The sequence below is a fragment of the Streptomyces sp. ITFR-16 genome, from assembly GCF_031844705.1.
In the GTDB taxonomy this organism is placed as follows: domain Bacteria; phylum Actinomycetota; class Actinomycetes; order Streptomycetales; family Streptomycetaceae; genus Streptomyces.
The window spans coordinates 7,010,358-7,026,972 of sequence record NZ_CP134609.1; the positions used below are offsets into that span (position 1 = coordinate 7,010,358).

The window sequence follows — 16,615 nt, forward strand, 5'->3', positions numbered from 1 at the left end:
CATGGGGGTGGTGCCCGGTGGCGGGCTCAGCGGGGTGAGTGGTCGACCCGCCACCGGGGGTGCGTGGGGTGGGAGGGGACGGTCAGGGGGCGGTGCCCTCGAGGCGCACCCCGGCCTTCGAGGCGTCCGCGTTCCCGGCCGGGTCCGAGAGGCGCAGGCCGGTCACGGCTCGACCCCCCAGGCGAGGGCGCCGGCCACATAGGCGCCGATCTTGGAGGCATCGGCGTACGCGGTGTTGGCGGCGCGGCTGTAGTCGTCGCTCTCGTCGAAGTTCGACCAGTCGCTCTTGTTGATCCGCAGCTGGATCTCACCCGTCGACGCCCCGGCGGCCAGCGTGCCCGCACCCCCGGCGAACCCGACCTCCAGACAGCGGTCGGCGCCCGCCTTCGGGCTCGGCACGGCGGCCACCGCGTGGGTGATGGTGGACGAACCGAGCGCCGCGTAGTCGCAGTACGTACCGAAGGTGCTCGGCCCGCCGTCGGCGGTGAACCAGTACCGCACCTTCACCGTCGACAGGTCGACCGGCGCGCTCCCCGTGTTCAGCACCTGCAGACCAAGCCGGATCTGGTTGTCGGTGGTGGAGGAGTCGGTGTTCTTGTACTGCACCTTCACCGCGCCGGTGCCCGTGCCGCCGCCGGTCCTCGTGGTGGCGGTGACCGCCGCCGACAGCGCGGAGGTGTTGCCGCCGGCGTCCCTGGCCGCGACCGCGTAGCGGTACTCGGTGGCCGCGGAGAGCCCCGTGTCGGTGAACGTCCGGGTGGCCGCGTTGCCCGCCAGCACCCCGTTGCGGTACACGTCGTACCCGGTCACCGCGACGTTGTCGGTGGCGGCCGACCAGGAGAGCGACACACTGTCGGCGGTCGTCCCGGTCACGGTGAGACCGCCCGGCACGGTCGGCGCCTCGGTGTCGCCGCCCGGCTCGCCGCCGCCCTCCACCAGCAGCTCCGCGTAGATCGCGAAGGCCAGCGCGAGCGCCGCCTGCGCCCAGAAGCGGTGGTAGGTGAAGACGGGGGCGTCCCCGCCGTCGAGGTAGGCCTGCACCCTGGGCCAGTCCGGGTCGTCCCGGTACCAGCTGCGGATGCCGATGAACGTCGAACCCGGCTCGACCGGGTCCCCGTTGGGCATGGTGCCCGACCAGCCGGACGGGATGTACACCTCGTCGTCGAACCGGTTGTAGTCCTTGCGGGTCTCCGGCACCGAGATGCCCTTGTCCGTGGTGTTGAGCGCCATCGCGTCCAGCAGCGCCTTGGCCAGCGCCGCCGCGTCCTCGTCACCCGACTTCGCCGCGTAGTAGGTGAGCGTCTTGACGTACGCGGCGCCCACACCGACGTCGTTGGCGTAGTCCACCACCGAGACGTGCAGACCGGCGTTGGACCCGGGGGACGCCGGGTCCCAGGTGTCGGGCTGCCCGGTCCAGTTGAGTGTGGAGGGGAAGCGGAAGGTGCCGTCGGCGCCCACCGTCGTCTCGCCGGACGCCCAGGCCACCCACTTGGCGAGCACCGCCTCGGCCGTCGCGTTGCCGGTGACGTAGTAGTACGCGGCGACGCGCTCCATGCCCCACGCCTGGAAGCCGAACCAGTTGTTGCTCGCCGGGTCGTGGTACACCGGCTGCCAGTCGTAGGCCATCCCGTAGAACGTCGGCGTCCCGGCGGGCGGCTTGCTGTAACTGCCCTCCCAGCTGTTGGTGCAGCCGCCGGCGAAGGCGCCCTCGCTGGACTGCAGCCAGGTCAGGAACTCCAGTTGCCGGGTCAGGCTCCTGGACCAGTCGGACCTGGCCGTCGCCGACTTGGGTGTGAGCGCCGGTACGTTGGACAGGGCCCAGGCCGAGAGCGGGTTCTGGTAGCCCTGGTGCGAGGCCCCGTCCCCGATGCGCCACGCCCAGCCGCCACCGCTGCCGGCCGCCGCACCGCCCCAGGCGTAGTACCACGACAGCAGGTAGTGCTGGGAGTCCCGGCCCGAGGCGGCCGGGCAGGAGGACGGGTCGGTGCAGTCGCCGACCCGCTTGAAGTACTTGTCGAACATGGCGTAGCGCAGGTAGTCACCCATCTTGGCGGCCTTCGCCACCGAGGCCGCGACCTGGCTCTCCTTGCCCTGCTCGGAGGCCCAGCGGTACGCCCAGTAGGCGGCCTGCACCGCGCGGGCGTCGGCGTCCGGCGCGTTGGTGTACTTCCACTGCTTGGCGTAGCTCGCGTCGCCGACGAACAGATCGAGGTAGCCGTTGGGGCCGCCGTACGCGAAGAGGTCGGTGGTCGGCTGCGGAACGGTCTCCCAGACCGACTCCTGCGCACCGCGCTGGTAGGTGTTGATGAAGGAGGCCCCGGCGCCGGGCCCCGACTCACCGCCGGTGCCCGGCTTGTTGCCGTAGCCGTAGGTGTTGTCCAGGTCCATCAGCCAGTGCATGCCGTAGATGTCCATCGTCCCGTAGGACGCGGCGAGTTCGGTGGCCAGCGGGTCCGTGCCGACCGCGACCGAGCCGTCCAGGGCGGACGGGTATCCGCTGGGCAGCGGGTGCTCGGGGGCGTAGGTCGCGGGGGACGAGGGGTTGTAGGCGTCACTGGTCGGCTGGTCGGCGTGCTGCGGGATGATGGTCTTCTCCGCCACGGTCCAGGCCGCGTTGAAGGGAGCCCAGTCCCCGGTCACCCTCCCGTAGGCCGCCTCCAGCCACATCCAGAAGCTGACGGCCTCCGATGTGGTCTGGTGGCCGTGGTCGGGTGCCTCGACCATCAGGGTCTCGACCGAGTGGTAGGGCAGGCCGTCCGGGCTGAAGTAGCCGTTGGCCGCCGCCTTGATCTTGCCGTACTGGGTGAGGAAGGCAGCGGTGTAAGGGTCGTCGGCCGCAGCGGTCCGGGAGCCGTCACCGGCCGTCGGCGCGGCCGGCTCGGCGACGGCGGTGCCCTGCGCAAGCCCCAGGGCGAGCATGCTGCCGCCCAGGGCACTGCTGAACGTTCTACGAGAAAGAGACACAAATCCTCCATTGGCGGGTGTCGTCGGGGGAGGGAGGAGGCGGGGACGGGGTGGGGAGGGGTGCGGCGGGATCGGCGGAGCGGTGGAGCAGGGGTCAGGGCTCGATGCCCCAGACCGGTTCGCCGCCGACGTAGACGCCGATCTTCGGCGCGTCCGCGTACGAGGTGCCCGTGGTGTGGCTGTAGTCGTCCGACTCGTCGAAGTCCGACCAGTCCGTCTTGCTCAGCCGCAGCTGGATCTCTCCGGTGGAGGCACCCGGCGCCAGGCTGCCGCTGCCGAAGCCCACTTCGAGGTAGTGGTCGGCGCCGGCTGCCGGGGAGCCCAGTGCGGCGACCCGGTGGGTGACCGTGGCGCAGCCCAGCGGTGACCAGTCGCACCAAGTGCCGTATGTGGAAGCCCCGTTGTCGCCGGTGAACCAGTAGCGGACCGTCACGTCCGGGAGGCTGACCGGCGTGGTCCCGGTGTTCACGAGTTGGAGGCCCGGCTTGATCTGGTTGTCGCCGGGCGAGGAGTCGCCGCTGCGGTACCGCACCTTGAGCGCGCCGGGGTCCCCGCCGTTCTCGCCGCCGTCGTCCTCGTCGCCGAGCGCGGTGCGCACGGCGGTGTAGGCCGGCTTCGGCAGCAGGCCGTCGTCGTACAGATTGGCCGCGCCCTCGCCCGGGAAGGTGCTCGGCACCCAGGAGTACTTGTCGGTGTAGTCCCAGACCGTGATGCCGACGCAGCGCTCGACCGCCAGGCAGGCTTCGGTGACCTGCCGGTAGTACGAGGACTGGGTGGCGAGCTTGGCGGCGTCGGCGGGCAGCTGCATGCGGACGTCGAGTTCGGTGACGGCCACGTCGAGCCCGAGGTCGGCGAAGCGCTGCATGTTCGCCCGCATCTCGTACGGGAAGCCGTACTGGACGGCGAGATGCGCCTGCATCCCGACCCCGTCGAGCGGTACACCCTCGTCGAGCAGGTCGCGCACGAGGGCGTACATCGCGTCGCTCTTCGCGCCGAGACCCTCGATGTTGTAGTCGTTGAGATACAGCCTGGCGTCCGGGTCGGCGGCGTGCGCGGCCCGCAGGGCGGAGGCGATGTAGTCGCTGCCCAGGGCGGTGTAGAAGGGGCTCGTGCGGAAGGTGCCGTCCTCGTTGAACGGCTCGTTCACCACGTCCCAGGCGGTGACCGCGCCCCGGTAGTGGGTGGCCTCGGCGGTGATGTGGTCGGTCATGGCCGTCTCCACCTGGGCCGGCGGCAGCGAGCCCACCCAGCCGGGGAGCTGGCTGTGCCAGACCAGGGTGTGGCCGCGCACGGTCTGGCCGTGCTGCCGGGCGAAGTCGGTGATCACATCGCCCTTGGCGAAGTCGAACCGGCCCCGGGCCGGCTCGGTGGTGTCCCACTTCATGGAGTTGCCGGGGGTGAGCTGCCCGAATTCGGATCCGAGCCTCGCCGTGTAGGCGGCGTCGGACAGTTCGGGGTTGTCCGTGGCGGAGCCGAAGTAACGGCCCTGGGCAGCCGCGAGCTCGTGCAGGGTGTCCTGCGGGGCCGCCGCGGCCGGCCCGCCCGCCAGAGTGGTGGCGAGAGCGAGGGCCCCGGCCAGGAGAGCCGGAAGGCCCGGGGCACGGCTCTGTCTACAGAGCTTCACCAAGTTCATGACAAACGCCTTCCTCTGCCGGGCAGTGCGGAGCGTCACGGGGAGCGCGGCTGCGGCCCGTAACGCCCTTGCCGCCACCCGGTGTCGGGGGAGAAGGGAGGGGGAGTGGAGCGTGCAAGTCTTGGTTGTGGGAGCGCTCCCAAAGTGGCGTGGCGACAGGCACCTGTCAAGAGTTAAATCACAACTGCCTTAAGACCGCGTTAACTCCGCCACACCTCGAACGGGCGCCCCGCACAGCCCTGTTGAGGAGTTCGCGGGGTGTTCGCAGTCGCGCGGGAACGGCCCTGCGCCGGCCCCTCGGCGGGTCGCCCGGAGAAGGCCTCGGCCGACTGCGCTCGGTGACGCGCGGCGGACTCGGTGTACACACCACGCGCAACCCGGGGGCCCTGTCGAACGAGTCGAAGAGGCAGGGCAGAGGGACGGGCCGCGCGCCGTCGCCCCGGACCTTCGGCACCTCCGCACGGCCCGGAATTCCGACACAGGGTGACGGCCGGAACGGGCGCTGAGGAAGGGGCGGACGTGGACCGGGCGGCCTCGGGCGGCCCGTGTGCACGTACGCGAAGGTGTATGCCGGGGACGGCGTCCGGGCACGGGAAAAGGCGCCTCCGCACCCGCCCGGAGCGGGAGGCGCACCGGCCTTCCGGCTCAGGTCTCGCGGGTGGCGACCATCCCTATGGTGATCAACCCCAGCACCACCCAGCCGAACCAGAGCCAGCCGTTGCTCCCGAGGGCCACCGTGTAGGCGGTGACCGCCACCAGGGCGCCCACGGTGAGCACACCCATGGTCTTCGTCGATCCGGACATGCGCGCCTCCTCATCGGCCGCGCGGCCGTAGAGGCCATCGTCACCCGGAAGGCGTGTCCACCGCTACTGCCCGCGCGCCTGCAATGAGGCGAGATAGGCGTTGTACGCCTGCAGCTCCTGGTCGCCGTCGCGGTCCGCCGCGCGGTCCGAGCGCTTCGCCGTGCGCTGTTCCGAGCGGTACCACTGGAAGACCAGGGCCACCAGGACCAGCACCGACGGGATCTCGCTGAACGCCCAGGCGATGCCGCCCGCCGCGTTCTGGTCGGACAGGGCGTCGATGCCCAGGGAGGCCGGGGGGTTCTTGTAGACCTCCACCATGGGCTGCGACGCCATCATGAGCGCGATCCCGAAGAAGGCGTGGAACGGCATCCCGGCGAACAGCTCCAGCATCCGCATCACATAGCCCGGCCGGTGCGGTCCCGGGTCGATCCCCATGATCGGCCAGAAGAAGAACAGGCCGACCGCCAGGAAGTGCACCATCATCGCGAGATGCCCGGTCGTCGAGCCCATCAGGTAGTCGAAGAGCGGGGTGAAGTACAGGGCGTACAGGCTGGCGATGAAGAGCGGAATGGTGAAGGCGGGATGCGTGACGACCTTCATGTACCGGCTGTGCAGCAGCATCAGAAGCAGCTCGCGCGGCCCCTTAGTGCCACGCCGCGCGACCGGAAGCGCACGCAGTGCGAGCGTCACGGGCGCGCCCAGCAGGAGCAGGATCGGCGACAGCATGCTGATCACCATGTGCTGCACCATGTGCACGCTGAACATGACCATGCCGTAGTCGTTGAGCCGGGTGCACATCACCAGCGCGATGGTCAGCACCCCGACGGTGAAGAGCACCGTCCGGCCCACGGGCCACGCGTCCCCACGTCTGCGCAGCCGCAGCACCGCGTACCCGTAGAGCACCACGGCCAGGACGCAGCCGGTCAGGAAGAACGGGTCCGCGGAGAACTGGAGTCCGCGTCCCAGCGTGAACGGCGGCAGATCCATGTTCATGCCGTGCCCGCTGTGATCCATCTGTTCACTCCTGAAGGGGGCGCCGGGACGTCCCCGTTTCGTGCCGGTTGTCCCGACCAGAGTAGAACCGCCCCCGGACGCCGTTGCGGCCGGGGGCGGGATCAGCTCCTGGTGTCGCTCAGAGCACGCACTCGGCCTCGGAGTACCGCGCGGCCGGGACCGTCTTCAGGGTCTCCACGGCGCCCGCCAGGGGCACCATCGTGATGTCGGTGCCGCGCAGCGCGGTCATCATGCCGAACTCACCTCGGTGCGCCGCCTCCACCGCGTGCCAGCCGAAGCGGGTCGCGAGGACGCGGTCGTACGCGGTCGGCGTGCCGCCGCGCTGCACATGGCCGAGGATCACCGGACGGGCCTCCTTGCCCAGGCGCTGCTCCAGCTCGATGGAGAGCTGGGTGGCCACGCCCGCGAAGCGCTCGTGCCCGTAGATGTCCTTGACGCCCGACTCGAACTCCATGGAGCCCTCGCGCGGCTTGGCACCCTCGGCGACCACGACGATCGCGAACTTCTTGCCGGCCGAGAAGCGGCGGCCCACCAGCTCCGTCAGCTCGTCGATGTCGAAGGGGCGCTCCGGGACGACGATGGCGTGCGCGCCGGCCGCCATGCCCGAGTGCAGGGCGATCCAGCCGGTGTGACGGCCCATGACCTCGACGATCATGACGCGCTGGTGCGACTCGGCGGTGGTCTTCAGCCGGTCGAGCGCCTCGGTGGCCACACCCACGGCGGTGTCGAAACCGAAGGTCACATCCGTGGAGGCGATGTCGTTGTCGATCGTCTTCGGTACGCCGACGATCGGGAGGCCCGCCTCGGACAGCAGGTTCGCCGCCTTGAGGGTGCCCTCGCCGCCGATCGGGATGATCGCGTCCAGGCCGAGGTCGTTGACGTGGCCCCGGGCCGTCTCGACGCCGCCGCGCAGATGCGCGGGCTGGACCCGGGAGGAGCCGAGAATGGTGCCGCCGCGGGCGAGGATGCCACCGACCGCGTCGAGGTCGAGCTTGCGGTAGTCGCACTCGAGGAGGCCCCGCCACCCGTCGTGGAAGCCGATGACCTCGTCGCCGTGGTCGACCACAGCGCGGTGGACGACGGAACGGATGACGGCATTGAGGCCGGGGCAGTCGCCGCCGGAGGTGAGCACACCAATTCGCATTGCCCGGGAAACCTTTGCAACGTGGGCCGACGACCGGACCACGTCGTCCGGTTGGATCCCCGCCACCCTACCGGCGCAGGGTGGCGGGACCGAACCGGGCGTCCGCCTGCTGGACGCCGCTCAACTGAGCTGCTTCCCCCTCATCGGACCATGGGTGAAATGCCTGGTCAGACGGGCTGTGTGGCCGCAGCGATGCGCTCCGCGCGCAGCGCCTCGTACCAGCGGTCGTCCGTCGGCGGCAGGGCGTTCACATCGAGGGCCAGCTTCAGCAGCAGGTCCGCGATCATCGGGTTCCGCGCCATCACGGGCCCGTGCATGTACGTGCCGAACACGGTGTCGTTGTACGCGCCTTCGGTGCCGTCGCCCGTGCCGTTGCCCCGGCCGAACCGGACCCGGGCGAACGGGCGGGCCGTCTGTCCGAGATGGGTGACGCCCTGGTGGTTCTCGAACCCGGTGAGCGGCGGCAGCCCGAGGTTCGGGTCGATGTCCGCGAGGACGTCGCCGACGCACCGCGCGCCCTCGCCGCGGGTGGAGATCACGTCGAGGAGGCCGAGACCCTGCTCGCGCTCGCCGAGGTCGTTGATGAACTCGTGGCCGAGGATCTGGTAGCCGGCGCAGACCGAGAAGATGATCGCGCCGTTGGACGCGGCCCGGCTCAGACCGCCGTCGCGGCGCAGGCGTTCCGCGGCGAGCCGCTGCGGCCGGTCCTCACCGCCGCCGATCAGATAGATGTCGCCGGACGTGGGCACGGGCTGGTCGCTGCGCACGTCGACGCGCGCCACGTCCAGACCGCGCTGTCGTGCCCGGCGCTCCACCACGAGGGCGTTGCCCTGGTCGCCGTAGGTGCTCAGCAGGTCCGGGTAGACCCACACCAGCCGCAGGCTGTTGTTGCTCATGCTTCGTCCTCTCCGGAGGGGGCCGGGGCCGGGGTCAGTTGCCGACACGACGGCGCAGATCCTGGAAGGCGGTGTAGTTGGCGATGACCTCGATGCGGCCGGGCGGTGCCTGCTGCACGGCCTCGTCGAGGTTCTCGCAGACCCGGAAGTCGAGTCCGGCCACTTCGAGGCGGACCGCGAGGTCCAGCTTGCGGTCGCCGAGCACGAAGATCGGGTGGCCCGCGAGCTGGGTGTAGTCCACGTCCCACAGCCAGGAGGTGTCCGTGCCGTCCGCGCCGCGCGCGTTGACGGAGAGGATCACCGGGGTGGGCGGCGGGTCGATCAGGGAGAAGGTCTCCAGCCAGCCCGCCGGGTTCTTCGCCAGCAGGAGCCGCAGCTCACGGCCGAGGAAGGTCACCACGTCGTAGCGGCCGGCGACGGCCTGCACCTGGTACATCCGCTCCAGGGCGACCTGCGGCGGCACGCCGAACACGGCGGCCACGGCGGCCGAGCTGGTCGCGTTGGCCTTGTTGGCGCGGCCGGGCAGCTGGAGGTGGATCGGCCACGCCGAACCGTGCGGGTCGAGCACGTAGTCACCGTGCAGGACCCAGCTGGGCGCCGGACGGCGGAAGCCGCACTCGCCGCAGAACCAGTCGTCGCCGGGGCGCTGCATCACACCGCCGCAGGACGGGCAGGACCAGGCGTCGTCCTTCCACGCCTGGCCGGCCGCGACCCACACCACGTTGGGGGAGGAGGAGGCCGCCCAGACGATCAGCGGGTCGTCGGCGTTGGCGACGATCACGGCCTTCGAGCCGGACAGGCCCTCACGCCACTTCTCGGCCAGCATCCGGGTCTCGGCGGCCCGGTCAAGCTGGTCGCGCGAGAGGTTGAGCAGGGCGATCACCTTGGGTGTGGTGTCCCGGGCGACCCCCGCGAGGTACTTCTCGTCGACCTCGATCACGCCGTACTGCGCGTCCGAGCCGCCGGCCAGCGCCGAGGTGATGCCCGCCGGCATGTTGGCGCCCAGCGCGTTCGACACGACCGGACCGGCGGCCCGCAGTGCCTCGGCGATCAGCCGCGTGGTGGTCGTCTTGCCGTTCGTCGCCGACACGAGGATCACGTCCAGGTGCTGCGCCAGCCGCCCGAGCAGGTCGGGGTCGAGCTTGAGCGCCACCCGGCCGCCGATCACCGATCCGCTGCCCCGCCCGGCCGCCCGCGACACCGCCGCAGCGGCCTTGCCCGCCGTCACGGCCAGCTTGGCCCGCGGCGACAACGGCTCCGTGTTGCCTGCCATCGTCCTAGATCCTCCTTGCATCGGTCCGCGCCCAGCCTATCGATGTCCGGCGCGGCGGAGGCACGGCGGCACCGCCCGGGCCGTGGAGTTCCCGTGTGAACGTACGATGGCGGCCATGCGAAACCGCCCGATCCCCGGCAGTTCCGGCCTCGTCCGCACCATGAGTCTGCTCGGCGACCCGGTGCTGCACGGCGCCTGCGAACCGGTCACGGACTTCGGTCCCGCGCTCGGCCGGCTGGTGGAGGACCTGTTCGCCACGATGTACGCGGCCGAGGGTGTCGGGCTCGCCGCCAACCAGATCGGTGTGCCGTCAAGGGTGTTCGTCTACGACTGCCCGGACGACGAGGACGTCCGCCATCTCGGGCATGTGGTCAACCCCACCCTGGTCGAGGCGGACGGTCTCACCGTGCGCGGACCCGAGGGCTGTCTCTCGCTGCCGGGGCTCGAAGCCGGCACACCGCGCTTCGACCACGCCGTCGTCGAGGGCGTGACGGTGGCGGGGGAGCCGGTGCGGATCAGCGGGACCGGTTTCTTCGCGCGCTGCCTCCAGCACGAGTGCGACCACCTCGACGGCCGGGTCTACCCCGACCGGCTGAGCGGGCTGCGCCGGGCGCGGGTGCTGCGGGCGGCCCGCCGGGCACCCTGGGGGCGCACCGGCTGACCCGGCGCCGCCCGGGTGGTCAGAACCCGGGGCCCCCGGCCAGGTCGCCCGCCGCGGCCAGCCGGCCCCAGAGCAGATCGGCCAGGCTGCGGACCAGCTGTTCGCGGGAGCAGGGCCGCTCGCCCAGCCACCAGTCACCGGCCGCGTGCATCATGCCGACGATCCCGTGGCCCCAGATCCGGGCCATCTCCTGGCTGTCCGGGCCGAGGTCCACCCGCTCGGCGATGACCATGGCGAGCTCCTCGCCGAGGCGGCGCAGCAGCGGGGCGGAGTGCCGGCCCACGTCGAAGCCCTGCTCGGGGGAGGGCGCGGTGTCGGCGTCGTCGGAGGGATGCATCAGGAAGCGGTAGACCTGCGGGCGGGCCTCGATCGCGGCGAGGTAGGTGTCGAGGGTCGCCTCGACCCGGGCGCGCCGGTCGGCGGGGGCGTCGAGCGCGGCGCGCAGGGCGCTGAGCAGGGCGTCGGTGTGCCGCTTGGCGAGGGCGCGGTACAGGCCGCCCTTGTCGCCGAAGTGCCGGTAGAGGATGGGCTTGGTGATGCCGGCCTCCGCCGCGATGGCGTTCATCGAGGCACCCGGGCCGTCCCTGAGCACCACGCGGTCGGCGGCCTCGAGCAGCTCGCGGCGGCGGCGCTCGGCCGCGGTCCGCTGTCGCTCGGCCTGTCGTGTGGTCTCCATGTCGTCTCTCCCACCCCTGACCGTGCATGTCCGTCCTGCCTGCGCAACGTAACACCCTGCTCCGGGGCCCGCGGATCGGCGTCCGCTCGGTTGACAGAGGCTACTTGTCGGTAACAGACTGCGGTTACCGCAAGTAACGAATGGGCTTCGACGGCAGTACCTGGAGGGGAACATGGCCGAGTTCACGCTCGAGCTCAACGACGACCAGAAGCAGGTCCGTGACTGGCTTCACGGCTTCGCCGCGGATGTGATCCGCCCGGCGGCTTCGGAGTGGGACGAGCGTGAGGAAACGCCCTGGCCCGTCATCCAGGAGGCGGCCAAGGTCGGCATCTACTCCCTCGACTTCTACGCCCAGCAGTTCTTCGACCCCACGGGCCTCGGCATCCCGATGGCGATGGAGGAGCTGTTCTGGGGCGACGCCGGCATCGCCCTGTCGATCGTCGGTACGGGCCTGGCGGCCGTTGGCGTCCTCGCCAACGGCACCGAGGAGCAGATCGGCACCTGGATCCCGCAGATGTACGGCGACGCCGACGACGTGAAGGTCGCCGCCTTCTGCTCCTCCGAGCCCGACGCGGGATCCGACGTCGCCTCCATGCGGACCCGCGCGGTGTACGACCAGGCCAAGGACGAGTGGGTGCTCAACGGCACCAAGACCTGGGCGACCAACGGCGGCATCGCCAACGTCCACGTCGTGGTCGCCGTCGTCGACGCCGAACTGGGCTCCAAGGGGCACGCCTCCTTCATCGTGCCGCCGAACACCCCCGGCCTCTCCCAGGGCCAGAAGTTCAAGAAGCACGGCATCCGCGCCTCGCACACCGCCGAGGTCGTCCTGGAGGACGTGCGCATACCCGGCCACTGCCTGCTCGGCGGCAAGGAGAAGCTCGACCAGCGCCTCGCCCGGGCCCGTGAGCGCGCCGCCTCCGGTGGTGGCGAGCGGGTGAAGAACGCCGCGATGGCCACCTTCGAGGCCTCCCGCCCGGCCGTCGGCGCGATGGCGGTCGGCACCGCCCGTGCCGCGTACGAGGTGGCGCTGGACTACGCGAAGACCCGCACCCAGTTCGGCCGCCCGATCATCGACAACCAGGGCATCGCCTTCCAGCTCGCCGACATGCGCACCCAGATCGACGCGGCCCGGCTGCTGGTCTGGCGCGCCTCCTGGATGGCGACCGCCGGCAAGCCCTTCGAGTCCGCCGAGGGCTCCATGTCCAAGCTGTACGCGAGCGAGACCGCCAAGAAGGTCACCGCGCAGGCCGTCCAGATCCTGGGCGGCAACGGCTTCACCCGCGAGTACCCGGTGGAGCGCATGCACCGGGACGCCGCGATCTACACGATCTTCGAGGGCACGAGCGAGATCCAGCGCCTGGTGATCGCGCGGACGCTGTCCGGGATGCCCATCCGCTGACACCGCGGCCCGGCCCCCTAAACCGGCCCCGTTCCCTGGCACACCGTCAGGGGGCGGGGGCCGTTTCCACGGCCCGGTCACGATGGTGTGGACCTGCCATGTACCTGTAGATTCCCCGTGGAGATCGTGACCGGGTGATGAACGGGGCAGGCGCATGATGAAGTCGAGTGCGGCACGGATCGCGGGGGCTGCCGCCATGGCCTTCGGGCTCGTCGTCGCCGCGCAGGGGACGGCGGCCGCCGCGCCGAAGACGATCGACGCGGTCTTCGGGGGGTACGGCGAGTGGAATGCCGACCCCTACGGCAGCATCCCGGGGGACTCGATCCGCGCCTGTGACACCGACGCGGACGGGTGGGGCATCGAGGTGAAGCTGGACATCGGCCGGGACGGCACCTGGGACCGCACCGTCAGTACCCGGGGCCACAACTCGCCCTACTGCAGCCCGTGGAAGAGCGGGAACATCAAGGAGGACACCCCGGTGAGCATCCAGGTGACCAACGTGAACGGCGGCGTCACCTATCCCAAGGGCTCCTTGCTGCTGAGCCACGCCTGACGGCGGGCCCTCCCGCACGGCGGGCCGGCGAACCGGACCCGCCGCGCGGGGCGTGCGCCGGGCTCAGGCGGGGAGCTGCGCCTCGATGGCCGCGATGACCTCGGGGGCCTCCGGCTCCGTGCGGGGCCGGATCCGGGCAACCGGCTCGCCCGCGGGCGAGATCAGGAACTTCTCGAAGTTCCACTGGACGTCCCCGGCCTCGCCCTCCGCGTCCGCGAGCCGGGTCAGCTCCGCGTAGAGCGGGTGCCGGCCGGCGCCGTTGACGTCGGTCTTCGCCAGCAGCGGGAAGCTCACCCCGTACGTCGTCGAGCAGAACGTCTGGATCTCCTCCGAACTGCCCGGCTCCTGGCCGCCGAACTGGTTGCACGGCACGCCGAGCACCGTCAGGCCCCGGTCCCCGTACTCCTTCTGGAGCCGCTCCAGACCGGCGTACTGCGGGGTCAGACCGCACTTGGAGGCGACGTTCACCAGCAGCACCGCGCGGCCGCGGTAGTCGCCCAGCGTGGTCGCCTCGCCCGTGAGGGTCTCGAGCGGGATGTCGTACAGCGTCATGGATGTCTCCTCGTCGGTGTCTTCCACAGCCATTCTTACGCGCGCGGTGTTCCCGCCTCGAGGCCGACCGCCTTGTAGTAAAAGGTCGTCGGCTTCAGCACCCCGGCCGGGTCGCCCGCGTAGTCCGGCACGGACCCGCACTCCGTCCAGCCGGCCGCGCGGTACAGCCGCTCCGCCGGGCTGCCGCTCTCGGTGTCCAGGATCAGCAGCGTGATGCCGTCCTCGGCCGCCGCACGCTCGACCGCCGCCAGCAGCGACGTGCCGAGCCCCCTGCCGCGCGCCGACGGACGGACCATCAGCTTGGCGACCTCCGCGCGGTGCCGGGCGTTCGGCAGCGGGGCCCGGGCCAGGCCGATGGTCCCCGCGATCCGCTCGCCGTCCCGGGCGATCCAGATCCTCAGGTGCCCGGCGTCCACGGACGCGGCCCGCTCCCGCCACCAGCAGGCGGCGGCGTCCCGGTCCAGGGGCGCGAGGAAGCCCACGGAGGATCCGCCGTCCACGGTCTCCACCAGCAGGGCGGCCAGTTCATCGGCGTACGTGACCAGTTCGGGTCCGGACACCGGGACGATCTCGGTCATGCTGCAGGTCCTTTCACGGTGCGACGATCATGAGCGCATAACGGACCCTGTCCGGGCCCGGGCAGTGGAAACGCGAAGGGCCGTACAGCCGGAACCGCAGGCAGTCACCCCGGCGGACCGTGTGCACGGCGCCCTCGACGGTGATCTCGACCGCCCCCTCCAGGACCCAGACATGCTGCTCCAGGCCCGGGACCGGCGGCCCGTCGTAGGCGACATCGGCCCCGGCGCCGAGGATCCCCTCGACGATCTCCCCGCGCAGACCGGCGTGCGGCGGCGAGACGGACCTGCGGACGAAACCGGACGCCTCGTCCCGCCACACCGTCTGCCGCTCCGCGCGCACCAGCAGGGCCGGCTCCTGCTCCACCTCCAGCAGCAGCCGGGACATGGTCCGTCCGTGGACGGCGCACAGCCTTCCGAGCAGGGCGGCGGTCGGGCTCAGCTCGCCGCGCTCCAGCCGGGAGAGCGTCGAGCGGCTCACCCCGCTGCGCCGGGCCAGCTCGTCCAGCGACCAGCCGCGCCCCGTGCGCAGCTCCGCCAGCCGGGCCGCCAGCCGCGCGTCGACGGAGCCGGCTGCGGGCCTCTCCGTGTCCGTCTCATCCGCGTCCGCGTCTCTCATGTCCGAGACCATATCTCTGAACTGAGACAGGGGTGTCGGTGGGTGGGGTCAGCAGTACGACCGTGTCACCGGGGTCCGGAGACGGGGTCCGCGCATCCGTCGCCGGCAGCAGCAGGCCGTCCGGCCGCACCACGAAGAGCAGCCGATGGCCGTCCGGGACCGGACCGCCGGACTCCCGGGCCACCACGCGCGCCCCGGCCGCGTACCGCCGGGCCAGCTCCGGGCCGCTGAGCCCGCCGCCGAAGAGCGCCTCGCCCCCGGTGTAGGGAGCGACCACCCCGTGGCTCGTGGAGGGCGGGGCGAGCCGGTGCACCGAACCCTCCACGCTCTCCCGCAGCGTGAGCGAGGCGAGCGCGTTGAAGTCGTCCTCCCCGGTGAGCAGCAGCACGCCGGTGATCCCCTCCAGTTCCGCGCCCGTGCCGGTGGCCGAGGCGAGGAGTTCGCCGGGGGCCAGCTGCAGCCCCGCCGCCTCGATCCGGTCCCGCTCGCGGTCGGCGCCCGCCCACATCAGGACGTCCAGCCCCGCCGCACGCAGGGCGCACGCCAGGTCCACCACCCAGGGCGCGCCGCCGACCAGCAGGGGCCTGGACCGGGCCGGGCGCAGCACGCCGAGGCGGCGGGCCACCGGGAACGCCGTCAGGCCGTACAGCGTGACCGTGGCGACGATCACCACGAAGGTCGCCGGCAGGATGCGCCCGGCGCCGACGACGCCGTGCTCGACCAGCGTCGCCGAGAACGTGGAGGCCGTGGCCGCCGCGACGATGCCGCGCGGGGCCATCCAGCCGATGAACCACCGCTCGCCGCGCGGCACATCGGTCCGGGCCGTCGCGAGGTGTGCGACGAGCGGCCGGGTTACCAGCACCAGCAGGGCGACGAGGGCGAGGGACGGCAGCACCACATGCCGCAGGGACGCGGGCGTGACGGTGGCCGAGATGGAGACGAACAGCAGGCCGATGATCAGAGAGACCAGGGTGTCGAAGAAGGGGCGCCGCGCGGGGACGTCCAGGCCCGGCAGATGGGCCAGGGCCATGCCCATCACGACGGCGGAGATCAGCCCCGTGTCGTCGCGCAGCGCGTCGCAGCCGGCCGCGACCCCGATCACGGCGGCGAGCTGCAGCGAGGTGGCCAGGACCTCGCCGGGCCGCAGCAGCCGCAGCAGCAGCCACAGGGCCCCTGCACCGGCCGCGCCGCCGGCCAGCCCCACCGCCGCACTGGCACAGAACGCGCCCAGCGCGCTGCCGGTCCCCGGCCGGGTGTCCGCGAGGACCCCGTGGAAGACGAGCGCCCCCAGGATCCCGCCGACCGGGTCGATCAGGGAGCCCTCCCAGACCAGGACGCGCCGCAGCCGTTCCGTGGGCCTGACGAAGTCGAGGAGCGGCCCGACGACGGTCGGACCGGACACGACCAGGATCGCCGCGAGCATCACCGCCGCAGGCAGCGACATCTCCAGGACCGGCACGGCGAACAGAGCGGCGGACACCAGCGTCAGCAGGGTCCCCAGCCAGAGCAGCCGGGTCACGACGCGCCGGCTGTGGCCCGTCAGCCGCCGCAGGTCCAGGCCGAGCCCGGCGTCGTACAGGATCACGGCCACCGCCAGCGACACCAGCGGGGAGAAGGCGTCGCCCAGCAGCCGCTGGGGGTGGACGTCGTCGGTGAGCGCCCCGGCCGTGAAACCGACGGGCAGCAGGACCAGCAGCGCCGGCACGCGCAGCCGGCTCGCCAGCAGCTGCGACCCCACCGCGAGCACCACGATCAGTCCGAGTCCCACGAAGACCTGATCGTCCGTCATCTTCCCGCCTCCTCGCCGCGGGCACCGGGAGGCGCGGTCGCGACCCGCGGCGCACCGCGC

General features: G+C 71.8%; 15 protein-coding genes. 3 read left to right on the forward strand and 12 right to left on the reverse strand.

What is annotated here, in order from left to right; all coding sequences use genetic code 11:
- Nucleotides 1-162 precede the first annotated feature (162 nt).
- The 7 genes from RLT58_RS31245 to RLT58_RS31275 form a co-directional block, all read right to left on the reverse strand.
- A complete protein-coding gene (locus tag RLT58_RS31245; protein WP_311314711.1) occupies nt 163-2,919 on the reverse strand; it encodes a glycoside hydrolase family 48 protein in 2,757 nt (918 codons plus the stop codon).
- Nucleotides 2,920-3,058: 139 nt separating this feature from the next.
- A complete protein-coding gene (locus RLT58_RS31250; protein WP_311313701.1) occupies nt 3,059-4,597 on the reverse strand; it encodes a glycoside hydrolase family 10 protein in 1,539 nt (512 codons plus the stop codon).
- A gap of 645 nt (nt 4,598-5,242) precedes the next feature.
- A complete protein-coding gene (locus tag RLT58_RS31255; protein WP_266776007.1) occupies nt 5,243-5,401 on the reverse strand; it encodes a hypothetical protein in 159 nt (52 codons plus the stop codon).
- Between the two features lie 63 nt (nt 5,402-5,464).
- A complete protein-coding gene (locus tag RLT58_RS31260; protein ID WP_311313702.1) occupies nt 5,465-6,415 on the reverse strand; it encodes a cytochrome c oxidase assembly protein in 951 nt (316 codons plus the stop codon).
- 118 nt (nt 6,416-6,533) lie between these two features.
- A complete protein-coding gene (locus tag RLT58_RS31265; protein WP_311313703.1) occupies nt 6,534-7,559 on the reverse strand; it encodes a 6-phosphofructokinase in 1,026 nt (341 codons plus the stop codon).
- 167 nt (nt 7,560-7,726) lie between these two features.
- Nucleotides 7,727-8,455, reverse strand: coding sequence for a type 1 glutamine amidotransferase (locus tag RLT58_RS31270; protein WP_311313704.1), 729 nt, complete (start codon nt 8,453-8,455; stop codon nt 7,727-7,729).
- 34 nt (nt 8,456-8,489) lie between these two features.
- A complete protein-coding gene (locus tag RLT58_RS31275) occupies nt 8,490-9,728 on the reverse strand; it encodes a Mur ligase family protein (RefSeq protein ID WP_311313705.1) in 1,239 nt (412 codons plus the stop codon).
- Nucleotides 9,729-9,843: 115 nt separating this feature from the next.
- On the opposite strand from RLT58_RS31275, the gene def reads away from it, so the two are divergent.
- Nucleotides 9,844-10,389, forward strand: coding sequence for a peptide deformylase (gene def, locus RLT58_RS31280; RefSeq protein WP_311313706.1), 546 nt, complete (start codon nt 9,844-9,846; stop codon nt 10,387-10,389).
- Between the two features lie 19 nt (nt 10,390-10,408).
- On the opposite strand, the gene RLT58_RS31285 is transcribed toward def, so the two are convergent.
- Nucleotides 10,409-11,065, reverse strand: coding sequence for a TetR/AcrR family transcriptional regulator (locus RLT58_RS31285; RefSeq protein WP_311313707.1), 657 nt, complete (start codon nt 11,063-11,065; stop codon nt 10,409-10,411).
- A gap of 172 nt (nt 11,066-11,237) precedes the next feature.
- Here RLT58_RS31285 and RLT58_RS31290 point away from each other — a divergent pair, with 172 nt between their 5' ends.
- Together RLT58_RS31290 and RLT58_RS31295 are read left to right on the forward strand one after the other, a co-directional pair.
- The gene (locus RLT58_RS31290) at nt 11,238-12,467 is read left to right on the forward strand and encodes an acyl-CoA dehydrogenase family protein (protein WP_311313708.1); all 1,230 of its coding nucleotides are present in this window, start codon (nt 11,238-11,240) and stop codon (nt 12,465-12,467) included.
- A gap of 154 nt (nt 12,468-12,621) precedes the next feature.
- On the forward strand, nt 12,622-13,020 hold the full coding sequence (locus RLT58_RS31295) for a hypothetical protein (RefSeq protein ID WP_311313709.1): 399 nt from the start codon (nt 12,622-12,624) through the stop codon (nt 13,018-13,020).
- A gap of 63 nt (nt 13,021-13,083) precedes the next feature.
- On the opposite strand, the gene RLT58_RS31300 is transcribed toward RLT58_RS31295, so the two are convergent.
- From RLT58_RS31300 to RLT58_RS31315, 4 genes are read right to left on the reverse strand one after another with little or no spacing between them, the layout of a single operon-like run.
- On the reverse strand, nt 13,084-13,572 hold the full coding sequence (locus RLT58_RS31300) for a glutathione peroxidase (protein ID WP_311313710.1): 489 nt from the start codon (nt 13,570-13,572) through the stop codon (nt 13,084-13,086).
- A gap of 35 nt (nt 13,573-13,607) precedes the next feature.
- Nucleotides 13,608-14,150: a GNAT family N-acetyltransferase gene (locus RLT58_RS31305; RefSeq protein ID WP_311313711.1), complete on the reverse strand. Its 543-nt coding sequence runs from the start codon at nt 14,148-14,150 to the stop codon at nt 13,608-13,610.
- A gap of 13 nt (nt 14,151-14,163) precedes the next feature.
- Complete coding sequence (locus tag RLT58_RS31310) at nt 14,164-14,766, reverse strand: helix-turn-helix domain-containing protein (RefSeq protein WP_311313712.1); 603 nt, start codon at nt 14,764-14,766, stop codon at nt 14,164-14,166.
- Nucleotides 14,744-16,555 (reverse strand): cation:proton antiporter, encoded by a 1,812-nt coding sequence (locus tag RLT58_RS31315; protein WP_311313713.1) that lies wholly within the window; start codon nt 16,553-16,555, stop codon nt 14,744-14,746. Before RLT58_RS31315 ends, RLT58_RS31310 begins: the two co-directional genes overlap by 23 nt.
- Nucleotides 16,556-16,615: the final 60 nt, after the last annotated feature.